The following is a 16,789-nucleotide window of genomic DNA, read 5'->3' as shown; positions in this document are numbered from 1 at the left end:
ATAAATCATGACGAATCAATCTTCGGTTTTATATCAAGTAGATGACAGAGGCATAGCGACTGTCACGCTCAACAACCCAGACAAACACAACGCGTTTGACGAACATATCATTGCTGCGCTTACGGAGAGCTTTCAACGTGCGACAGACGATACGTCAGTAAGAGCCATGGTTTTGCAGGCCAACGGAAAAAGTTTCTGCGCTGGTGCAGATTTAGGCTGGATGAAAAAAATGGCGGCTTATTCTGAACAAGAAAATCAGCAGGACGCAGAGAAACTCGCCACCATGCTACACACGCTTTACAGCATGCCAAAGCTCACTATCGCACGGGTACAGGGAGCGGCATTTGGTGGTGCGGTTGGCTTAGTCGCGTGCTGTGATGTCGCAGTTGGCAGCAAATTAAGTAAGTTTTGCTTAAGCGAAGTAAAACTAGGCCTGATACCAGCAACAATAAGCCCTTATGTCGTCGAGGCCATGGGAGCGCGAGTGTGCAAGCGATATTTTCAGACAGCAGAGGTCTTTTCCGCAAGACGTGCAAGGCGATTAGGCTTGCTAAGCGAAGTCGTCGCCGAGCAAGAATTAGATCAATACATCAATGATATCGTTGGCCAAGTACTCAACAATGGCCCTCTAGCGGTACAAGAGGCTAAAGCCTTAGTCGACCACGTAAAGTTCCGTGCGATAAGCGCTGATTTACGCTTTGAAACTAGCGAGATGATCGCAAAAATTCGCGTATCAGAAGAAGGTCAAGAAGGACTGAATGCATTCCTTAACAAACGCGCACCAGCATGGCGAGGAACACCAAAATGATTAGAAAATTACTTATTGCAAACCGTGGAGAAATTGCCTGCCGGGTGATAAAGACCGCTAAACAGTTGGGCATTGCTACTGTGGCCGTTTATTCCGATGCCGATGAAAATGCGCTTCACGTTCGCAGTGCGGATGAAGCGGTAAGGTTGGGTCCTGCCCCTTCCAAAGACAGCTATTTGCAAATAGATAAAATCATGGCGTTTGCGAAACAGTTAAACGTTGACGCTATCCACCCTGGATACGGTTTTCTGTCGGAAAATGCTAAATTTGCGCAAGCCTGTGCTGACAACGACATTATTTTCGTCGGCCCCCCTCCTTCCGCTATTGAAGCAATGGGGTCAAAATCGGCAGCTAAGGTCATCATGGAAGACGCCGGCGTTCCTCTTGTCCCGGGTTATCACGGCGACGACCAGAGTTTTGACGTGCTAAAACAAGCCGCCGATGACATGGGCTATCCGGTACTCTTGAAAGCGGCTGCTGGTGGTGGTGGCAAAGGTATGCGCCAAGTATGGAACGAAGCAGAGTTCAGTCAATCGCTCGATGCCGCAAAACGAGAGGCAATGGCGAGCTTTGGTGATGACATCATGCTGGTTGAGAAATATTTGACCCAACCTCGCCATGTCGAATTCCAAGTGTTTTGTGATGAACATGGTAATGGCGTGTATTTGTTTGAACGAGATTGTTCAGTTCAGCGCCGCCATCAAAAAGTGATTGAAGAAGCGCCTGCGCCTGGCATGAGCGAAGCGCTGCGGGAGCAAATGGGGCAAGCTGCAATCAAAGCAGCCCAAGCTATAAATTACGTAGGAGCAGGGACCGTCGAATTCTTATTGGATTTAGATGGTAGTTTCTATTTCATGGAAATGAATACGCGACTACAAGTCGAGCATCCAGTGACAGAAGCAATTACAGGGGAAGACTTAGTTGCATGGCAGCTGTCAGTCGCCGCCGGTAACACCCTGCCCAAGCAGCAAAGTGAGTTGTCAATCAATGGCCATTCTTTCGAAGCGAGAATCTATGCGGAAGACCCAGACAACGAATTTTTGCCCGCCACTGGTACGCTCAACCTGCTTCAACCCCCGGTTGAATCGGCGAATGTCCGCGTAGATACCGGTGTTGTGCAAGGTGATGAAGTATCGGTTTACTATGACCCTATGATTGCCAAATTGGTTGTGTGGGACACTGACCGTGAAAAAGCGCGACAACGCTTACTTGTGGCTCTGCGCGATTATTATATCGACGGTATAACGACCAATATCGACTTCCTTTACAACGTCGCGGCGAGTAAACCTTTTGCTAAAGAGGAACTGGTCACAACATTTATCGAAAAACACTACGATATCCTGTTTGATAAGACAGATATTAATGACAATGCCAGTATTCCTCTGATGGCTCTGGCTGCGTTGTTGTGTCGTCAATCAGGTGTAGTGAGATCATCTGAAGACGCTCACTCTCCTTGGCTTATCAGCGATGACTGGCGTGCCAATGAAACTCACTCCAGTGAATTGACGTTAGATTGCAGTGGCCGCCAAATCACTGTGATGGTGTCGGCAGAAGGTACTCAATGGCATATTCAATGGGACGGCGGTGAAGCGAATGTCAGCGGCGTTTTGAATGGACATGACATTATTGCCAGTGTCGATGGCCACCGCCAACAAGTGACCCTATCAAAGCAGCATGATCAATATGTCATGTTTTGTGCAGACTATGCTTGCAAGTTTGTTGTTATCGAGCCAGACCTCGGCCTCGACGACAATATTGACAGCGAAAATAGTTTGACGGCACCAATGAATGGCACTGTTGTAGCCCACCTAGCTAGTGTTGGGGAAAGTGTCAAAAAAGGGGCGCCGTTACTAGTCATGGAAGCAATGAAAATGGAACACAACATCACAGCCCCTGCTGACGGTAAGGTATCGGAATACTTTTATCAAGCTGGTGACCTTGTCGATGGTGGTGCTTCACTACTCGAGTTTACGCAAGATGATGAATAGTCTTCCTAAAAAAGTCAGTATTGTTGAAGTGGGTCCGCGAGACGGCCTGCAAAACGAATCGGCAACACTGACCACTGAGCTCAAGGTCAACTTGGTCCAATCACTGGTAAATGCCGGTGTCAATCGAGTCGAAGCTGGCAGTTTCGTCTCGCCTAAATGGGTACCACAAATGGCCGATAGTGCTGCCGTATTCGATGCAATTGAGCGACGAGATGGCGTCAGTTATTCGGCGCTAACACCTAATCTACGTGGTTATCAATCGGCTATCGCAGCTAATGCGAATGAAGTTGCCGTATTCGGCGCAGCGTCTGAAGCCTTTTCACAAAAAAACATCAACTGTTCCATTGAAGAGAGTCTTGAGCGATTCTCCGAAATCTTTGCGCGCGCCAAGGAAGACGGCGTCAAAGTTCGCGGTTATGTTTCCTGCGTATTAGGATGTCCCTACCAAGGAAACGTTAGCCCACAGGCAGTGGCTCACGTAGCCGGTACCTTGTATCAAATGGGGTGTTATGAAATATCTCTGGGTGACACCATAGGTACAGGCACCCCAATCGCTACGAAAGCCATGCTAGAAGCAGTCCTTGAGGTGGTGCCTCGCGAAGCAATTGCCGTTCATTTTCACGATACCTATGGCCAAGCACTGAGTAACATTCTCACCTCACTGCAAATGGGTATCGCGACTATCGATAGCGCAGTCGCCGGTCTTGGGGGTTGCCCGTATGCCAAAGGCGCGAGTGGTAATGTAGCCACCGAAGACGTGCTCTATATGTTGAATGGCATGGGCATAGAAACGGGAATATCCCTAACCGAAATGGTTAAAATTGGCACTGAGATTAGTGCGGCGCTCAATAAGAAGCCAGCTTCTAAAGTGACTCTGGCTTCGGGTGGTAAAGCGAGCGAATAACCTGAGAATAACTTGGCAACACCTCAGCGCTATCTAACAACCGGTTTGCTTTTAAATAGGCATGTAATTTCGGTAATTGATACGGTGGCGCTGAAGGTATCCAATGATGCTCAATATGATAATTGACATGGTTTGGTGCGACCGTTAAACGTGCCAACCACCCTGCATAAACTGTTCTTGCGTGACGTCTTGGGTCTGCATCTAATAAATCGGGGACTGAGGCATGCTCTGCCGCATTGCGCACCCGGGAAAACAGCTGAAATGTTGTAAAATACGCTATCCACCATAATGAATAAGCCCACAAGCTACCATTCAGTAGCAACAGCGCAACGAGCGAAAAATGAAAGACTAACGCTGGCCATAACTCCTTGACAATATTTTTCAACGCTTCGGTTGGGCTAGGACGCGTCACTACATCAGTTTGTTTGTACGCCATGTCGTATGGTATGAATCCGGCGTGCATCATCAAAAGGAAATACAAATTTTTTAAGCCTGTGAGACCAACAAGGTCTCGCCCCAGCTTTCTTAGTAAGCTCGGCCGTTTAACAGGGTAATGCTGATAATTTGGGTAATCAGGGTCTTCCACAGTCCCTGCCTTAGCATGGTGTTTGAGGTGATATTTTCGATACCCTTTGAACTGGGCAAGGATTGGCGCGGCACACAAAAACTTGCCTACCCAATCGTTTAGCTTGGGTGATTTAAACAAAGCTCGGTGAGCACAGTCGTGCATCAATATTCCCAAACCCAATTGGCGATTACCCAGTATTACAATACTCACCAGTAAACTCACAGGATGAAAACTGTATATCGGTAACCAAACAGCAAAACCAATCAAGGCAATATTAACCAGCAGTAGAGCGGTGGCTTGAACGTCACTGCGCTGCATAAAAGGCTTTAGGTCATGTGCCCTTAAATCGGCTTGAAAAGGTTTCAACTTTTCGACTCCACGATCACTTTTAAGTTTTCCAAACCCGCTTCAAAATCAGGACCGATGAAGCTGTCCATCATCAACGCAAAATAGCGGTCCATTGGGTTCATACCGACTTCACCCGAGTCACTCCATACCACGCGAGTACCCTGTTCGGTTTCAATTAACTGAAACTCCCCTACTGACCCCATGTCAAACTCCGGGAAATACAAAGAATAAGTCACTTTGCGATTGTGCTCTAATGCGGTGATTTCCATTTGCCCATTGCCTTGGGTTTCACTCAGCCACTCGGTTTTCATACCAATCGCTCGATCGGGACCGCCATAAACTATTTCCATCTTGGGGTCTCGCTTAAACCATACCCCCCATTGAGGCCACTGCTTAAGGTTGACGACAGCGGGGTAAATATCTTGTGGAGGCGCATCAATGACTATGCTTCGTTCTACTCTGTAGTCGGCTGGTAACATGAACCCCAGCACTGTTGCGAGCACGATAACACCTGCAATTACGATAAATACTTTCTTCAATGCTGCCATACTTTGTCCCTATTCAGTTAATCACGCCACCAGCTTATAACAATTCATTAACATTTTATAGTCGAATTTCTTTAAACTTACGCAAACATGCGCACATTACCCTCTAACTACCTCGTGTTTGCGGGCATATGAAGAGAACGGTCAAGTTTTCTTCATAAAATAGAGTGATAACGGTCACTTAGCGGTGCTGGCATTATCATTATTCTTGTGTAAGATGAGACTAAAGTCGAAGAATATAAGTTGTTAACGACACAGCAGTATCGTGTCCCTTCCTTATGGAGAACAGGAAATATGACGGACAGTAGCGCTCGCTATATTAGTAACCTCACCCGTGACACATATGCACTCATCCTCGCAGGTGGACGAGGCTCGCGACTTCATGAACTCACAAATTGGCGCGCCAAACCTGCGCTCTATTTTGGTGGTAAGTTCAGAATTATCGACTTTCCTTTGTCCAATTGTATCAACTCGGGGATTCGACGTGTTGGAGTTATCACCCAATACAAATCTCACTCATTAATTCGGCATTTGGTAAGGGGTTGGGGTCACTTCAAGAAAGAGCTCGGAGAATCGGTAGAAATTCTTCCTGCGTCACAACGCTTTTCCGAACAATGGTACGAAGGTACAGCAGATGCCGTATTCCAAAACATTGATATCATTCGAGACGAACTGCCCAAATACGTGATGATTTTGTCAGGTGACCACATTTACCGTATGGATTACGGTGATATGCTGGCTCGACATGTCGAAACAGGTGCTCAGATGACGGTAAGTTGTATGCGTGTACCGTGTGAAGAGGCTGCGGGTGCATTTGGTGTAATGGAAGTCGATGACAGATACCGAATCTTGGGCTTTGAAGAAAAACCTGCGCAACCGTCTACCCTGCCTAACGATCCAGATCATTGTTTGGCTTCTATGGGCAACTATGTATTCAACACTGATTTCCTGTTCGAACAACTCAAAAAAGATTCCGAGCGCTCAGGCTCGCAGCGTGACTTCGGAAAAGATATTATTCCGTCTATTATCAAAGATTGCGATGTCTACGCATTTCCTTTCCAAAGTGGGTCTAGCGGCTATGCGTACTGGCGTGATGTGGGTACGATTGACTCCTTTTGGGAAGCCAATATGGAGCTAGTAGCGCCTGTACCTGCGTTAAATCTATATGACCAAAAGTGGCCTATATGGACTTATCAAGAGCAGCTTCCTCCAGCGAAATTCGTATGGGAAGACGACAATCGTCGAGGTGAAGCGATCAATTCCGTTGTCTCTGGTGGCTGTATCGTGTCAGGTTCGACGTTAAGGCGCAGTTTGTGTTTCTCTAACGTGAGAATACACAGTTATGGCTTAATCGAAGAAGCAGTGATTTTACCCGACGTTGAAATTAAGCGTCATGTGAAAATGCGCAAAGTGATTATCGACCGTGGCTGTGTCATCCCTGAGGGCATGGTGATTGGCTATAATCACGACGATGATAGAGCACGGGGCTTCCGAGTTTCCGATAAAGGCGTTGTACTTGTCACACGAGAGATGCTTGAAGCGCTAGAAGGTTAATCTATCAGTGGCTACTGCTATCAGTGTTTTAATCAAGCACTGATAGCCCACTTTTCTACCGTCCGTTGGATGATCTTGGCCGTTTTCTCTGGATACTCCAAAGGAAACATATGCCCTCCCTCAACTTCCGCATGTGCCATTTTGTTGGCTCGAATAAACCGGTTGCGCAAGCGCGGTACACAAATATCGGTTTGCGTTCCAGTTACTATCATTGAGGGACAGGTTAACTCTCCCGTGTAGCGATTAAGATCATGGGGAATGTTGCGAAAAACTGCCGCTTCAACGCGATTGTCGAAATTGAGCACTTTGCCTTGGGGTGACTCAATGGTATTCGCTCTGACATAATCGAGCAAACTCTCGTGGTGAAAGTCCTTAAACAGTGCTTTCCCTTGAAAATACGCAAACACATCTTCTTCAACCGACCAAGCTGTTTTCCTAGCCTCGGCTAAGTCAGCACGTGTTAGCTTATCTATCAAACTCGACTGTTTAGCAAATCGAATAATCATTCTAGATACCCCCGTCACAAGGGGTGGATCTAACATAATTAAACCGGCGATTCGGTCTTTCAGTTGGCAAGCAGCCATATAAGATACAATGGCTCCAAAAGAATGCCCGACTAGAAAAATCGGTTGTTGAGGTTGAATGTCCTGTTCGATGTGCTCGACTAATTCATCCCGTTGATTGTGCCAATTTTGCGATATCGGAAAACGCGTAGTATGGCCGAACTTTGGTAACGCATGAAGATGCCAATGTGCTGGGAGATGGGAAAACAAATACCGGTAGCTACCAGACGGAAATCCATTGGCATGGGCAAAATGCAGAGAAATGGGTAAAGTGGACAAGACAACTCCGAAACGCTTTGAATACCGCGCCAACTCTGACTATGGATTGAATACCCCAGTTTCAGTTGTGCGCTAAAAAACTCGCACCTTAACGAGAAAGTCGGCTCAACACAACCATTGAGCCATCCTTAATAACAGGCATTGTTGCTTACTCAAAGCCCCCTACGCTCTGCATCAGCCCAATCTCTTTCAATTTGTGTGCTTGTCCACAGAAAAATGACAATTGACAAACCATAAGGAATCAACAAATACGCCAGTGCTTGTCTCAACGCTTCTACCTCGCCAAGCGAGGGAATTAGTGCCTGACTGACGATACCAGTCAATGTTGGCCCACCGCCCAGCGCAATAATATTGAGCACGAAGAAAAACAGTGCCGTCGACATCGCTCTAACATTAACGGGAGCAAGGGTTTGCGCCATGGCGAAACTCGGCCCTAGGTAAGAACCGCTGGTAAACAGCAGCACTGTTAATAGCGCCACGGACGTCCACATATCGCCGGCTTGCAATGAGAAATAAAGTGCAGGCGTACCTATGAGTAACGCAATGGAGGGCAACAATGCATACGCTTTTTTATTGTGTTTACCCCATTTGTCGGCCAAGACACCGCCCAACCAAACGCCAGAGGCGTAAGCGGTACCGTTAATCACACCAAAAGCGATAAGCAGTTCGGAAATATCTAAGCCCGGAAAACTGCGAACATAGTAGTCAATGACCCAAGTTGAAATGGCGTAGTTACCGAAAGACCCGAAAGAAATCCCCAAGCACATGCCCCACCATGTAGGAATCGATAGTAACTGCTTCAATGATGCCATTACCTTGGGTTTGTCGGCGGTTTGGCTTTGTTCGGTCTCCACCACCGCGGCTTGCTGGCGCACCGGTTCTACAACAGTGAATTTCAGCAGTAAGGCTAGTGCAATCCCGGGGAGACCAACGCTTATCATGACGATACGCCAGTCGGCGCTTCCCCCTTGCAAGAAAAACGCAGACGCAAAAAATGCCAGCATAATACCGAACGGAATACCAAGAGAATAAATCGCCAGTGCACCAGCTCGCTTTTCCTTGGGAAACAAGTCGGAAATTATGCTGTGTGAGGGTGGAGAACCACCTGCCTCGCCGATCCCGACGCCGATTCTCGCCAACGCTAACTGAAGATAGTTCGTAGCAAGCCCAGATAGCGCCGTGAAACCACTCCATAATGTGAGAGACACAGCAATGATGTTGACTCTACTGTAACGGTCAGCCAACCAAGCGATGGGAATTCCAACCACTGTGTACAACAAGGCAAAATAAATCCCTTTCAACCAGCCTAATTGGGCATCATTCAGCCCCATATCAGCTTGAATGAAAGGCGACAAAATACCTATTATTTGCCGATCAATGAAGTTGAATGCATAGACCAAAGTCAGTATAAAAAGCACGTAGTTTCTATAGCCATTGGAAACTTGTGCGGTGTTATTACTGGCAACCGCCGTTTTATCCATCGTATTAGCGCCTTATCAGTTTTTTTACACTATACGGTGGCGGCGAATATTCGCACAACTAAATGTTAATTATTTGTGAACATAAATGAAATGATTGGCGTGAGCGCCAGAATGTTCTATTATCACATCAAACTCATCCGACCAGATACTTATTATGCATGTAGATGAATTATTAAATTTGCCCGCCGTAAACCAAACGGCACAAACCACTTGGATTCACAGCGACGTTGTTGTGCCTGAAGACTGGGCGCAAGGGCGTACAAGTTTCGGTGGTATCTCAGCGGCACTCGTTTATCAAGCTATCAGTCAACATCTCGAAGACGACCGAGTACTGCGCTCTTTCACCACCAATTTTGTTGGCCCACTTAACGTTGGTGTACCGTTTTCGATTGAAGTGGAGCTGCTGAGAACAGGTAAAAACGTATCGCAATTTATTGGTAAAGCGGTACAAGATGGAAAAGTAGCCGTGTTTTGTCAGGCATGCTTTGGTGTGCCAAGAGAATCTTCAATACGTGTGGAGAATTCAGATACTCACAATATGGAAGTGCCGAAAAAAGGAAAGTTCATCCCGCAGATACCCAAAGTGACTCCCAAATTTTTGCGCCACTTTGATTTATCCATCGCCAAAGGTGGCTTGCCATTTACCCGGCAAAAAGAGGCATTAATTCACGGTTGGATGCGCTTTAAAGAAGCACCAGCGTCTATCACTGATGCGCATATCATTACCTTGATAGATGCTTGGCCGCCTACGTTACTCCCCATGTTGAAGTGGCCTGCGCCGGCCAGCACAGTCAGTTGGAACCTAGAGTTTATTCACCCACACCGGCCCATCAAAGGCGAGGACTGGTTTGCTTATCAAGCTGACACGAGACAAGCAGCAGATGGCTACGGCCACACTGAAGCAACAATTTGGGATATGCACGGCGAAGTCATTGCAATCAGTCGTCAGACTGTAGCCGTATTTGACTGAGCTCTGACAGATAAAAAACGCCGCGATGGACCAAGTTCATCGCGGCGTTGTTGTTTGACAACAGATCAGTACAACATGTAAGCACTTGGGTTAAACAAAGAAATCACGCTAATGCATTGTAAATTCGTAATATCCAATGCATCTTCCAAATCTTCCCTATTCAGCGATAGCCTATCGTGCATGATTTCTTCCAAGTTGTTGTAACTCGGATAGATATCTGGATGCACATTATCTAACGCCAATACGTAGGAGAGTTGTAAAATTTGGGCATCGAGGTTGTGCTCAGTCAAGGCTGGGCTGTGAACCTGCCCTATTGGAGCAAAAATCGACGAAGGAATCCCCCATTGTTCTATGAGGTGGGCAGACAATTCGGCGTAGGTAAACCCTAATATTGCTTGTTGCAGTTGAGCTGGGGTGACTCTGGCATTATACGCTAGGCAACGCTGTGCCGCTTTGGGTGCCATAGACACTACCACTAGCTCGCCTATGTTGTGCAATAGACCTGCGACAAACAATCTCTCAGCTTCGCGAATTCGCTTACCTTCTGCAAAATATTTGGCTAACAAACCACAGCTGACGCTTTGCTCCCAATATTTGTCTAAATCGATAATTTTGCTTTCGACATCGCTAAACGTGTTACTGACACCATATGCCAAGGCCAGGTCATAGGCAGACCGTGTACCAATCACTTGAACGGCTTTACTGATTGTCTCAATCTTATTTGGGAATCGGTACAAAGCACTGTTGGCGACTTTCAGAAGTTGCGCACTTAACCCAGGATCAAAAGCAATGATATCAGCGATGTCGTCCATGCTGGCAGCACTGTCATCCATACATTCTTTAAGCCTGGTGACTGCATCAGGAAGAACAAAGATTTCACTGGCCTTTTCGGCCAAATCGCGCGCTTTCATAACGGCATAATCTCCACATTTTCACCTCTCTTCCCAGAAGTGCATACTCATTAAAAACAACTACCTATCCATGAGTAGATCAATAGAGTAATCGAAGTGAAGCGATAAAGCTCTACATAATAAGTCTATTAAGATATAGCTATAGATACCTATAGCGTCAAATGCATACAGCCCTGATGTGATAGACTATTGATTAGTCGGAAGATATTTAGTGGCTACCTTTTCTTGCTTTCCAATCAGGTATGGCGTACTGACATTAACCATTCAAGTTTTGTACAACTTGAGCACATTTTGCCGCGTCACTGGCTGGCAACAAAACGGCCAATATCAAAAGCACTTAAAAAACAGAAATATCACCAATAAACCCGATAATTTGGCTTAGAGTCCTAGTTGTTCTCGCAACGATTTGCCATCTACTCCAGGAAATCGCCCCTGTGCCTCAAACGCGTTTTCAGCGTCGTGAATAAGGCCGCATATTCTTTTAACGAGAGGACACGATACACCCGTCAGCTTCCCCGCTCGAGCGACGGCACCATAGAGAAACTCTACTTCAGTGAGGTGACCACTGTGCAAATCCCACCACATAGAAGTTTTTACGGTTGGATCTATCTTTAACATTTTATTGGCAACCAACTTAAATACAAACGTCGGAAGCTTTAAAATTTTGGGGATCATCGTCGCTTGCACGGCAGTCAACTTGATTAATTTAATCTCTTTGGCTTGCGCAACGGCAATCACCTCTTCCATCAAACCTGCTACGACAATGCGGTAGTCTCGGTTTTCTAACATCGTCTTGACTGGCACATTTGCCAGTGCATTAACCGCGTTCCCCATATTAAGCTGCAGTTTAGACCAGAGTACCGAAGCCATATCATTATGAAGAGTTAAATCAAGAACAGGCGAGTTAAACTGTCCTACGAATCGATTGAAGTTTATCGCACTGGGGTTGTGCTCTATTGTCAAAGCACCGGGTGTCCCTCTGTGAAGGCGGTTGTCTGGTTCTATGGTGACATTAAACGGCACCATCGCCCGAAGCACTGTGTTGTCGGGGAAAGCGCGGCGAATATCATCATCACTATCGAGCCCATTCTGGCAGCACACAATGACGGAATGAGGTTTTACATAGTGCTGCAAATCACTAACAATACTTGCTACTGCTGTGCACTTAACAGTAAGCCATATTACATCAGCAGTGTAAGTAGACTCACTCGCAACACAAGCTTCAACATCACCGTGTCCAACACTGGTTAGGTGGCCCTCAACATCGCTCAGTGACAAGCCTTGTTTGATTCTCTCTAACCATGTTCCTCTCGCAACCATCAAAGTACGCTGATTCGTCAGTGTTAACGCCACCCCGATATAAGAGCCAATCAGGCCACTGCCAAACACTAGATGATTAAGCGACATAAACATACCCCGAGGTTTTTGCTCATGGTAAACTTCCCCACCAATTCCGTCCACTGACACTTTTCCCGACAACGCTACAATGAGCACGACAAAGCACATCGCTATTATTGGTTACGTTTGGCCAGAACCCGATTCTTCAGCTGCCGGTCAAAATATGACAAACCTTTTGAATCTATTTGTAGAAGCGGGTTGGCACGTCAGTTTTATTTGTGCGGCAAATGACAGTATCCACGCGCCAGAATTAACCTCCATGGGTGTCACCCCTTACCTTACCTTTATTAACGATGATAGTTTTGACACCTTGATTAGCGATCTCTCTCCTGATCTCGTCATCTTCGATCGCTTTATGATAGAGGAACAGTTTTCATGGCGGGTTAAACGGGCTTGTCCAGACGCTATGCTTGTACTTAACACCGAGGATTTACACAGCCTGCGCCATGCTCGCCAGATAGCGGTAAAAGCGGGCAGCAACGCACGTGATGCGGTCCTGAATAATGACATGGCTTTGCGCGAAGTCGCCGCTATCCTGCGTTGTGACATAACACTGGTCATTTCGCGTGCCGAGCTAGCACTGCTGTGCCAACACTATGGCGTTTCGCGTACACAGCTACTGTATTTCCCTCTTCACCTTCCCGATACAACCGCCAAATACCCCAGTTTTTCGGCCCGGGAGGGGTTCATGACCATCGGTAATTTCAGGCACGAACCAAACTGGGATTCAGTCCGCTATATTCGAGAGCAGCTGTGGCCCAGTATTCGCAAGCAGCTCCCTGAGGCGAAATGTTATATCTATGGTGCTTACCCGGCCAAGAAAGTGACAAACCTGCACAATGAGAAGCTTGGTTTTTTAGTAAAAGGTTGGGTAAACGATGCCCATGAAGCAATTTCACAACACCGGGTGATGTTAGCGCCTTTGCGCTTTGGCGCGGGTATTAAGGGTAAATTAATCAGTGCTATGCAGACGCGCACTCCCAGTGTCACAACGTGGGTGGGAGCCGAAGGTTTTTGTGAAAACACGCCGTGGCCAGGGGCGATTGCCAATGACCCCAAAACCCAAATTCAACAGGCTATTTCACTCCATCAAGAACAAAACCTATGGGAGAATGCGGTATCAAGTACAGTGAACGTACTGAACGAATATACTAACAATGGCACAGGCAGAAGTGCATTACTGCCAGCCATAGATGAAGGGCTACGCAACCTCAAAGCATTACGGCAAGCCAACTTCAACCAACAAATGTTGTGGCATCATACATTGCGCAGTACCCAATTTATGGGACAGTGGATTACGGCAAAGAATCAGGTGATTGAATAGCCTTAACGACCTGTGTAACACCATTGCCCCGAGATTCACTGAGGTAACGCTGCATCCCAATCTCGCTCAGATAGGCTTCAAAATCAAAGTCGACGAGTTCAGATAGCGTCAACGTCTCTGCCTTTTCAATAATAATAGCCAATACGCCTCTTATTATTTTACTTGGCGAAAAGGCGCGTACCGTAATTTGATCGTTAAGCATAGTTATCTTTAACCAAACGTCACTCTCGCACCCTTTCACATAATTACTCTCAGTGCGTTCGTGTTCGGGTAATGTCGACAACACCTTGCCCGCCAGCATTATCTGACGCAAGGTGTTATCCCAGCCTTTAGCTGTTCGAATAAGCCCAGCCAATTCCGCCATAGCCATTAATCATTTTTCTCAGCTTCAGACCAGCTATCAGCCAATGTCGAGGCGGGCAAAATCATGTTTTCGTCTTTGCCAGCAAATGGAAATGCCACTATCGTCGTGTTGTTTGCTTCTAAACCCGGTGCCCAGGTAGACACAAAAGTGTCGATATCAACCACTTGTGGCTGCGCCACCACCCCATGTTCATTTTGCCAGTTAACGGCAAAGTCTTTGTGTGGCCATACGGGTAAACTCAAATCCGTGTCGGTCTCCATCATGATGAACCCTTGTTCGCCCTGCAGCATCCAAATTTCACCTGCGTTTTCACAATACATGATTAGCAGCTCTAAGCGCTCCTCAGCACTGAGGTAACTTGCCTGTTTAATCATACTCTCGCTGAGAGATTCGGTTACGGTTTTTGGGAACATATTGCGCTCTTTTGTCGCTGAATTTGCGCGGATTCTAGCCCACGTCGAGCATAATGCCAAATGTGAATTGCCTAGCGGCATTTTTGCCACAAAAGCTGATTGAAAATCAACCAATCATGATTTACTCTTTCGGATAGCTTTACCAATACCGCGACAAATATAACTAGATAGCAGGGACGATATGGTTACTCGGTGGTTAGTAGAACATCTTTATGATTTCAGCGCGTTTACAAGCCGTAAGCTCAACACACTTATTTTTTATACTTTTGCACTGGCCATCGCCAGTTCAGCTGGCATTGGCTATCTAGGACTAACGCTGTTTGCCCCAAATTATAATATCGAGCCCGCACTGCCCCAGTCTATTTCAACGCTGTATACTCAAGTTCATCAAGGCCATCAACTCACTGAACAAGAGTTTAAAACGCTTTTCAAGTTCTACACCGTGCAATGGGAAGACGCTAAGCGGCACACCCTTGCGCTAGAAAATGACAAATCACTGCGGTCTGTCACCTATAATGTGCAGGCTAAATGGCGTGGTATTCCAATGGTGGCATTGTTCCCTTACATCGGAGCAAATCATCAACATCTCGCCGAAATCGCACGAACTACCGAGCCCAACATTGCGCCGATTTTAAGACAAGTCTACATCAGTGCGGGTTGGCATAATCGCGCTGATGAAATGTACAAGCTCATGCTGGACAATAATCTGATAGGCAATACTGTACATTACGACTAAATAAGAATGGCGTTTCGCTTAGTTCTGTACAAGGGTTAGCGGTAAGGAAAAACTCTTCACACTAAGCAGTGGTGATAGCTGGACCCGATCTGGTACACTCATGATATCTATTCCGTGTACTTTGAGACCAATGAAATTCATCTCTTTTAATATCAATGGCATTCGTGCCCGCCTTCATCAGCTAGAAGCCCTAATTGAAAAGCATCAACCCGATGTGATTGGCTTGCAAGAAATAAAAGTTCACAACGAACAATTTCCAATCGATGCCGTACAAGCAATGGGATATCACGTGTATTTTCACGGCCAAAAAAGTCATTATGGCGTTGCCATGTTGTGTAAATCAGAGCCCAAGCAAGTGCAATACGGTTTTCCTACCGATGAAGAAGATGCTCAGCGTCGCATGATCATGGTGACACTGACAATGCCTAACGGCGAAGATGTGACAGTACTCAATGGCTATTTCCCTCAAGGAGAAAATGAAAGCCACGAAACCAAGTACCCTGCTAAACGCAAATACTATGAAGATTTGATGCAGTACTTGTCGGGTCACGATCCAGAACGTGACAATGTTGTAGTCATGGGCGACGTCAATATTTCCCATACCGACTTGGATATTGGTATTGGTGAAGAAAACCGCAAAAGATGGCTACGTACTGGCAAGTGTAGCTTCTTGCCAGAGGAACGCATTTGGCTCAACAGAGTTTTTGATTGGGGCTTAAGCGATAGTTTCCGTACTCTCCATCCGACAACAGATGATAGATTCAGCTGGTTTGATTATCGCTCAAAAGGATTTAACGATAACCGTGGCTTGAGAATAGATTTGATTTTAGCCACACCAAAACTACATGAAACACTGACGGAAGCCGATGTTGATTACGAATTGAGAGGCATAGAAAAACCGTCGGATCACGCGCCAATCTGGGCGACATATAACGTAGGTTAATGTTGAGTACCATTCAAACAATTGGCGTATTGGGTTACGCCATCGCCCTATTCGTTGTAGGAAGGTCCATCAATTGGACCGCTCTTATTAGTGATAAACGCCAACAACATATCGTCTTTGGTGCAACCGCGGCGGTTTTCGTATTATGGATTTTTAGAACCGGTATCTACGAAGGGTTAAATGTTCACTTTTTGTGGTTGTCTGCGCTCACCCTAACACTGGGTTTTCGTTGGTCTGTAATCAGTGCCAGCTTAGCGCTGCTCGGCGTAACACTCGCCGGTATGGAACAATGGACTATGCTAGGCGTGAATGGTTTGTTGGGCGTATTCCTACCAATTGGCCTTACGTACTTAATTTACGTCATCGCATTCCACAAAATTCCACGCCACCTATTCGTTTATATCTTCGTGTGCGCCTTCTTCCCTGGTGCCATTGCCATCGCTGCCAAAATGTTAGCCTTAGGAGGCTATTACACGCTAGATGGCATTCACTCGTGGATGGTCGCAAAAGATAATTACATGATTCTGGTGCCACTGATGCTGTTCCCCGAAGGGCTGCTAAACGGCATGACAATCACTTTGTTGATCATATACAAGCCCGAATGGGTCTACACCTTTCACGACAAGTTTTACATAGACGGGAAGTGATCTAGCGCTATCTTGAGCGGTATCCTTGTACCATAAACGAAAAAA

At 46.4% G+C, this 16,789-nt stretch carries 17 protein-coding genes; 9 read left to right on the top strand and 8 right to left on the bottom strand.

Annotated features, from left to right (window positions below):
• Positions 1-7: 7 nt before the first annotated feature.
• From AC27G9_RS01115 to AC27G9_RS01105, 3 genes are read left to right on the top strand one after another with little or no spacing between them, the layout of a single operon-like run.
• Positions 8-808, top strand: a complete 801-nt coding sequence (locus tag AC27G9_RS01115; RefSeq protein ID WP_487070147.1) for an enoyl-CoA hydratase/isomerase family protein — start codon at positions 8-10, stop codon at positions 806-808.
• Positions 805-2,796, top strand: coding sequence for an acetyl/propionyl/methylcrotonyl-CoA carboxylase subunit alpha (locus AC27G9_RS01110; RefSeq protein ID WP_487070145.1), 1,992 nt, complete (start codon positions 805-807; stop codon positions 2,794-2,796). Before AC27G9_RS01115 ends, AC27G9_RS01110 begins: the two co-directional genes overlap by 4 nt.
• Entirely contained in the window at positions 2,786-3,700 is a 915-nt protein-coding gene (locus AC27G9_RS01105) for a hydroxymethylglutaryl-CoA lyase (RefSeq protein WP_487070143.1), read from the top strand. The genes AC27G9_RS01110 and AC27G9_RS01105 overlap by 11 nt, the downstream gene beginning before the upstream one ends.
• On the opposite strand, the gene AC27G9_RS01100 is transcribed toward AC27G9_RS01105, so the two are convergent.
• Both AC27G9_RS01100 and AC27G9_RS01095 read right to left on the bottom strand, forming a co-directional pair.
• Positions 3,660-4,634, bottom strand: coding sequence for a fatty acid desaturase family protein (locus AC27G9_RS01100; protein ID WP_487070141.1), 975 nt, complete (start codon positions 4,632-4,634; stop codon positions 3,660-3,662). The two genes, AC27G9_RS01105 and AC27G9_RS01100, sit on opposite strands and share 41 nt — an antisense overlap.
• Positions 4,631-5,164 (bottom strand): SRPBCC family protein, encoded by a 534-nt coding sequence (locus AC27G9_RS01095; protein ID WP_487070139.1) that lies wholly within the window; start codon positions 5,162-5,164, stop codon positions 4,631-4,633. The genes AC27G9_RS01100 and AC27G9_RS01095 overlap by 4 nt, the downstream gene beginning before the upstream one ends.
• A 291-nt stretch (positions 5,165-5,455) precedes the next feature.
• Between AC27G9_RS01095 and glgC the strand changes: the two genes are divergently transcribed.
• The gene (gene glgC / locus AC27G9_RS01090) at positions 5,456-6,715 is read left to right on the top strand and encodes a glucose-1-phosphate adenylyltransferase (protein WP_487070137.1); all 1,260 of its coding nucleotides are present in this window, start codon (positions 5,456-5,458) and stop codon (positions 6,713-6,715) included.
• A 32-nt stretch (positions 6,716-6,747) separates the two neighbouring features.
• Here the strand turns inward: glgC and AC27G9_RS01085 are convergent, their stop codons facing one another.
• Complete coding sequence (locus tag AC27G9_RS01085; RefSeq protein WP_487070135.1) at positions 6,748-7,557, bottom strand: alpha/beta fold hydrolase; 810 nt, start codon at positions 7,555-7,557, stop codon at positions 6,748-6,750.
• A gap of 152 nt (positions 7,558-7,709) precedes the next feature.
• Complete coding sequence (locus AC27G9_RS01080) at positions 7,710-9,038, bottom strand: spinster family MFS transporter (RefSeq protein ID WP_487070133.1); 1,329 nt, start codon at positions 9,036-9,038, stop codon at positions 7,710-7,712.
• Between the two features lie 154 nt (positions 9,039-9,192).
• On the opposite strand from AC27G9_RS01080, the gene AC27G9_RS01075 reads away from it, so the two are divergent.
• On the top strand, positions 9,193-10,008 hold the full coding sequence (locus AC27G9_RS01075; protein WP_487070131.1) for an acyl-CoA thioesterase: 816 nt from the start codon (positions 9,193-9,195) through the stop codon (positions 10,006-10,008).
• A gap of 65 nt (positions 10,009-10,073) precedes the next feature.
• Here AC27G9_RS01075 and AC27G9_RS01070 read toward each other — a convergent pair whose 3' ends face one another.
• Positions 10,074-10,919: an HDOD domain-containing protein gene (locus tag AC27G9_RS01070; protein WP_487070130.1), complete on the bottom strand. Its 846-nt coding sequence runs from the start codon at positions 10,917-10,919 to the stop codon at positions 10,074-10,076.
• Positions 10,920-11,297: 378 nt separating this feature from the next.
• Complete coding sequence (locus AC27G9_RS01065) at positions 11,298-12,326, bottom strand: 2-dehydropantoate 2-reductase (protein ID WP_487070128.1); 1,029 nt, start codon at positions 12,324-12,326, stop codon at positions 11,298-11,300.
• Between the two features lie 79 nt (positions 12,327-12,405).
• Between AC27G9_RS01065 and AC27G9_RS01060 the strand changes: the two genes are divergently transcribed.
• On the top strand, positions 12,406-13,641 hold the full coding sequence (locus tag AC27G9_RS01060) for a glycosyltransferase (protein ID WP_487070126.1): 1,236 nt from the start codon (positions 12,406-12,408) through the stop codon (positions 13,639-13,641).
• On the opposite strand, the gene AC27G9_RS01055 is transcribed toward AC27G9_RS01060, so the two are convergent.
• Together AC27G9_RS01055 and AC27G9_RS01050 are read right to left on the bottom strand one after the other, a co-directional pair.
• Positions 13,613-14,011 (bottom strand): SufE family protein, encoded by a 399-nt coding sequence (locus AC27G9_RS01055; RefSeq protein ID WP_487070124.1) that lies wholly within the window; start codon positions 14,009-14,011, stop codon positions 13,613-13,615. The genes AC27G9_RS01060 and AC27G9_RS01055 overlap by 29 nt on opposite strands.
• The gene (locus AC27G9_RS01050) at positions 14,011-14,418 is read right to left on the bottom strand and encodes a DUF2750 domain-containing protein (RefSeq protein ID WP_487070122.1); all 408 of its coding nucleotides are present in this window, start codon (positions 14,416-14,418) and stop codon (positions 14,011-14,013) included. The genes AC27G9_RS01055 and AC27G9_RS01050 overlap by 1 nt, the downstream gene beginning before the upstream one ends.
• Positions 14,419-14,599: 181 nt before the next feature.
• On the opposite strand from AC27G9_RS01050, the gene AC27G9_RS01045 reads away from it, so the two are divergent.
• From AC27G9_RS01045 to AC27G9_RS01035, 3 genes are all read left to right on the top strand, one after another.
• The gene (locus AC27G9_RS01045; protein ID WP_487070120.1) at positions 14,600-15,154 is read left to right on the top strand and encodes a hypothetical protein; all 555 of its coding nucleotides are present in this window, start codon (positions 14,600-14,602) and stop codon (positions 15,152-15,154) included.
• Between the two features lie 130 nt (positions 15,155-15,284).
• The gene (xthA, locus tag AC27G9_RS01040) at positions 15,285-16,097 is read left to right on the top strand and encodes an exodeoxyribonuclease III (RefSeq protein ID WP_487070118.1); all 813 of its coding nucleotides are present in this window, start codon (positions 15,285-15,287) and stop codon (positions 16,095-16,097) included.
• The gene (locus tag AC27G9_RS01035) at positions 16,097-16,744 is read left to right on the top strand and encodes an energy-coupling factor ABC transporter permease (protein WP_487070116.1); all 648 of its coding nucleotides are present in this window, start codon (positions 16,097-16,099) and stop codon (positions 16,742-16,744) included. The genes xthA and AC27G9_RS01035 overlap by 1 nt, the downstream gene beginning before the upstream one ends.
• Positions 16,745-16,789 lie beyond the last annotated feature (45 nt).

This window comes from Alteromonas sp. 5NS40-0096 (assembly GCF_057544385.1).
This window is presented reverse-complemented; position numbering and strand designations above follow the sequence as displayed.

Bases quoted from the DNA above. Each gene is read 5' to 3' on its own strand.
- AC27G9_RS01115 (WP_487070147.1), top strand. From the start codon at position 8: ATGACGAATCAATCTTCGGTTTTATATCAAGTAGATGACAGAGGCATA.
- glgC (WP_487070137.1), top strand. From the start codon at position 5,456: ATGACGGACAGTAGCGCTCGCTATATTAGTAACCTCACCCGTGACACA.
- AC27G9_RS01050 (WP_487070122.1), bottom strand. From the start codon at position 14,418: ATGTTCCCAAAAACCGTAACCGAATCTCTCAGCGAGAGTATGATTAAA.
- xthA (WP_487070118.1), top strand. From the start codon at position 15,285: ATGAAATTCATCTCTTTTAATATCAATGGCATTCGTGCCCGCCTTCAT.
- AC27G9_RS01045 (WP_487070120.1), top strand. From the start codon at position 14,600: ATGGTTACTCGGTGGTTAGTAGAACATCTTTATGATTTCAGCGCGTTT.
- AC27G9_RS01080 (WP_487070133.1), bottom strand. From the start codon at position 9,038: ATGGATAAAACGGCGGTTGCCAGTAATAACACCGCACAAGTTTCCAAT.
- AC27G9_RS01105 (WP_487070143.1), top strand. From the start codon at position 2,786: ATGATGAATAGTCTTCCTAAAAAAGTCAGTATTGTTGAAGTGGGTCCG.
- AC27G9_RS01070 (WP_487070130.1), bottom strand. From the start codon at position 10,919: ATGAAAGCGCGCGATTTGGCCGAAAAGGCCAGTGAAATCTTTGTTCTT.
- AC27G9_RS01095 (WP_487070139.1), bottom strand. From the start codon at position 5,164: ATGGCAGCATTGAAGAAAGTATTTATCGTAATTGCAGGTGTTATCGTG.
- AC27G9_RS01075 (WP_487070131.1), top strand. From the start codon at position 9,193: ATGCATGTAGATGAATTATTAAATTTGCCCGCCGTAAACCAAACGGCA.
- AC27G9_RS01055 (WP_487070124.1), bottom strand. From the start codon at position 14,011: ATGGCTATGGCGGAATTGGCTGGGCTTATTCGAACAGCTAAAGGCTGG.
- AC27G9_RS01060 (WP_487070126.1), top strand. From the start codon at position 12,406: ATGAGCACGACAAAGCACATCGCTATTATTGGTTACGTTTGGCCAGAA.
- AC27G9_RS01110 (WP_487070145.1), top strand. From the start codon at position 805: ATGATTAGAAAATTACTTATTGCAAACCGTGGAGAAATTGCCTGCCGG.
- AC27G9_RS01065 (WP_487070128.1), bottom strand. From the start codon at position 12,326: ATGTCGCTTAATCATCTAGTGTTTGGCAGTGGCCTGATTGGCTCTTAT.
- AC27G9_RS01035 (WP_487070116.1), top strand. From the start codon at position 16,097: ATGTTGAGTACCATTCAAACAATTGGCGTATTGGGTTACGCCATCGCC.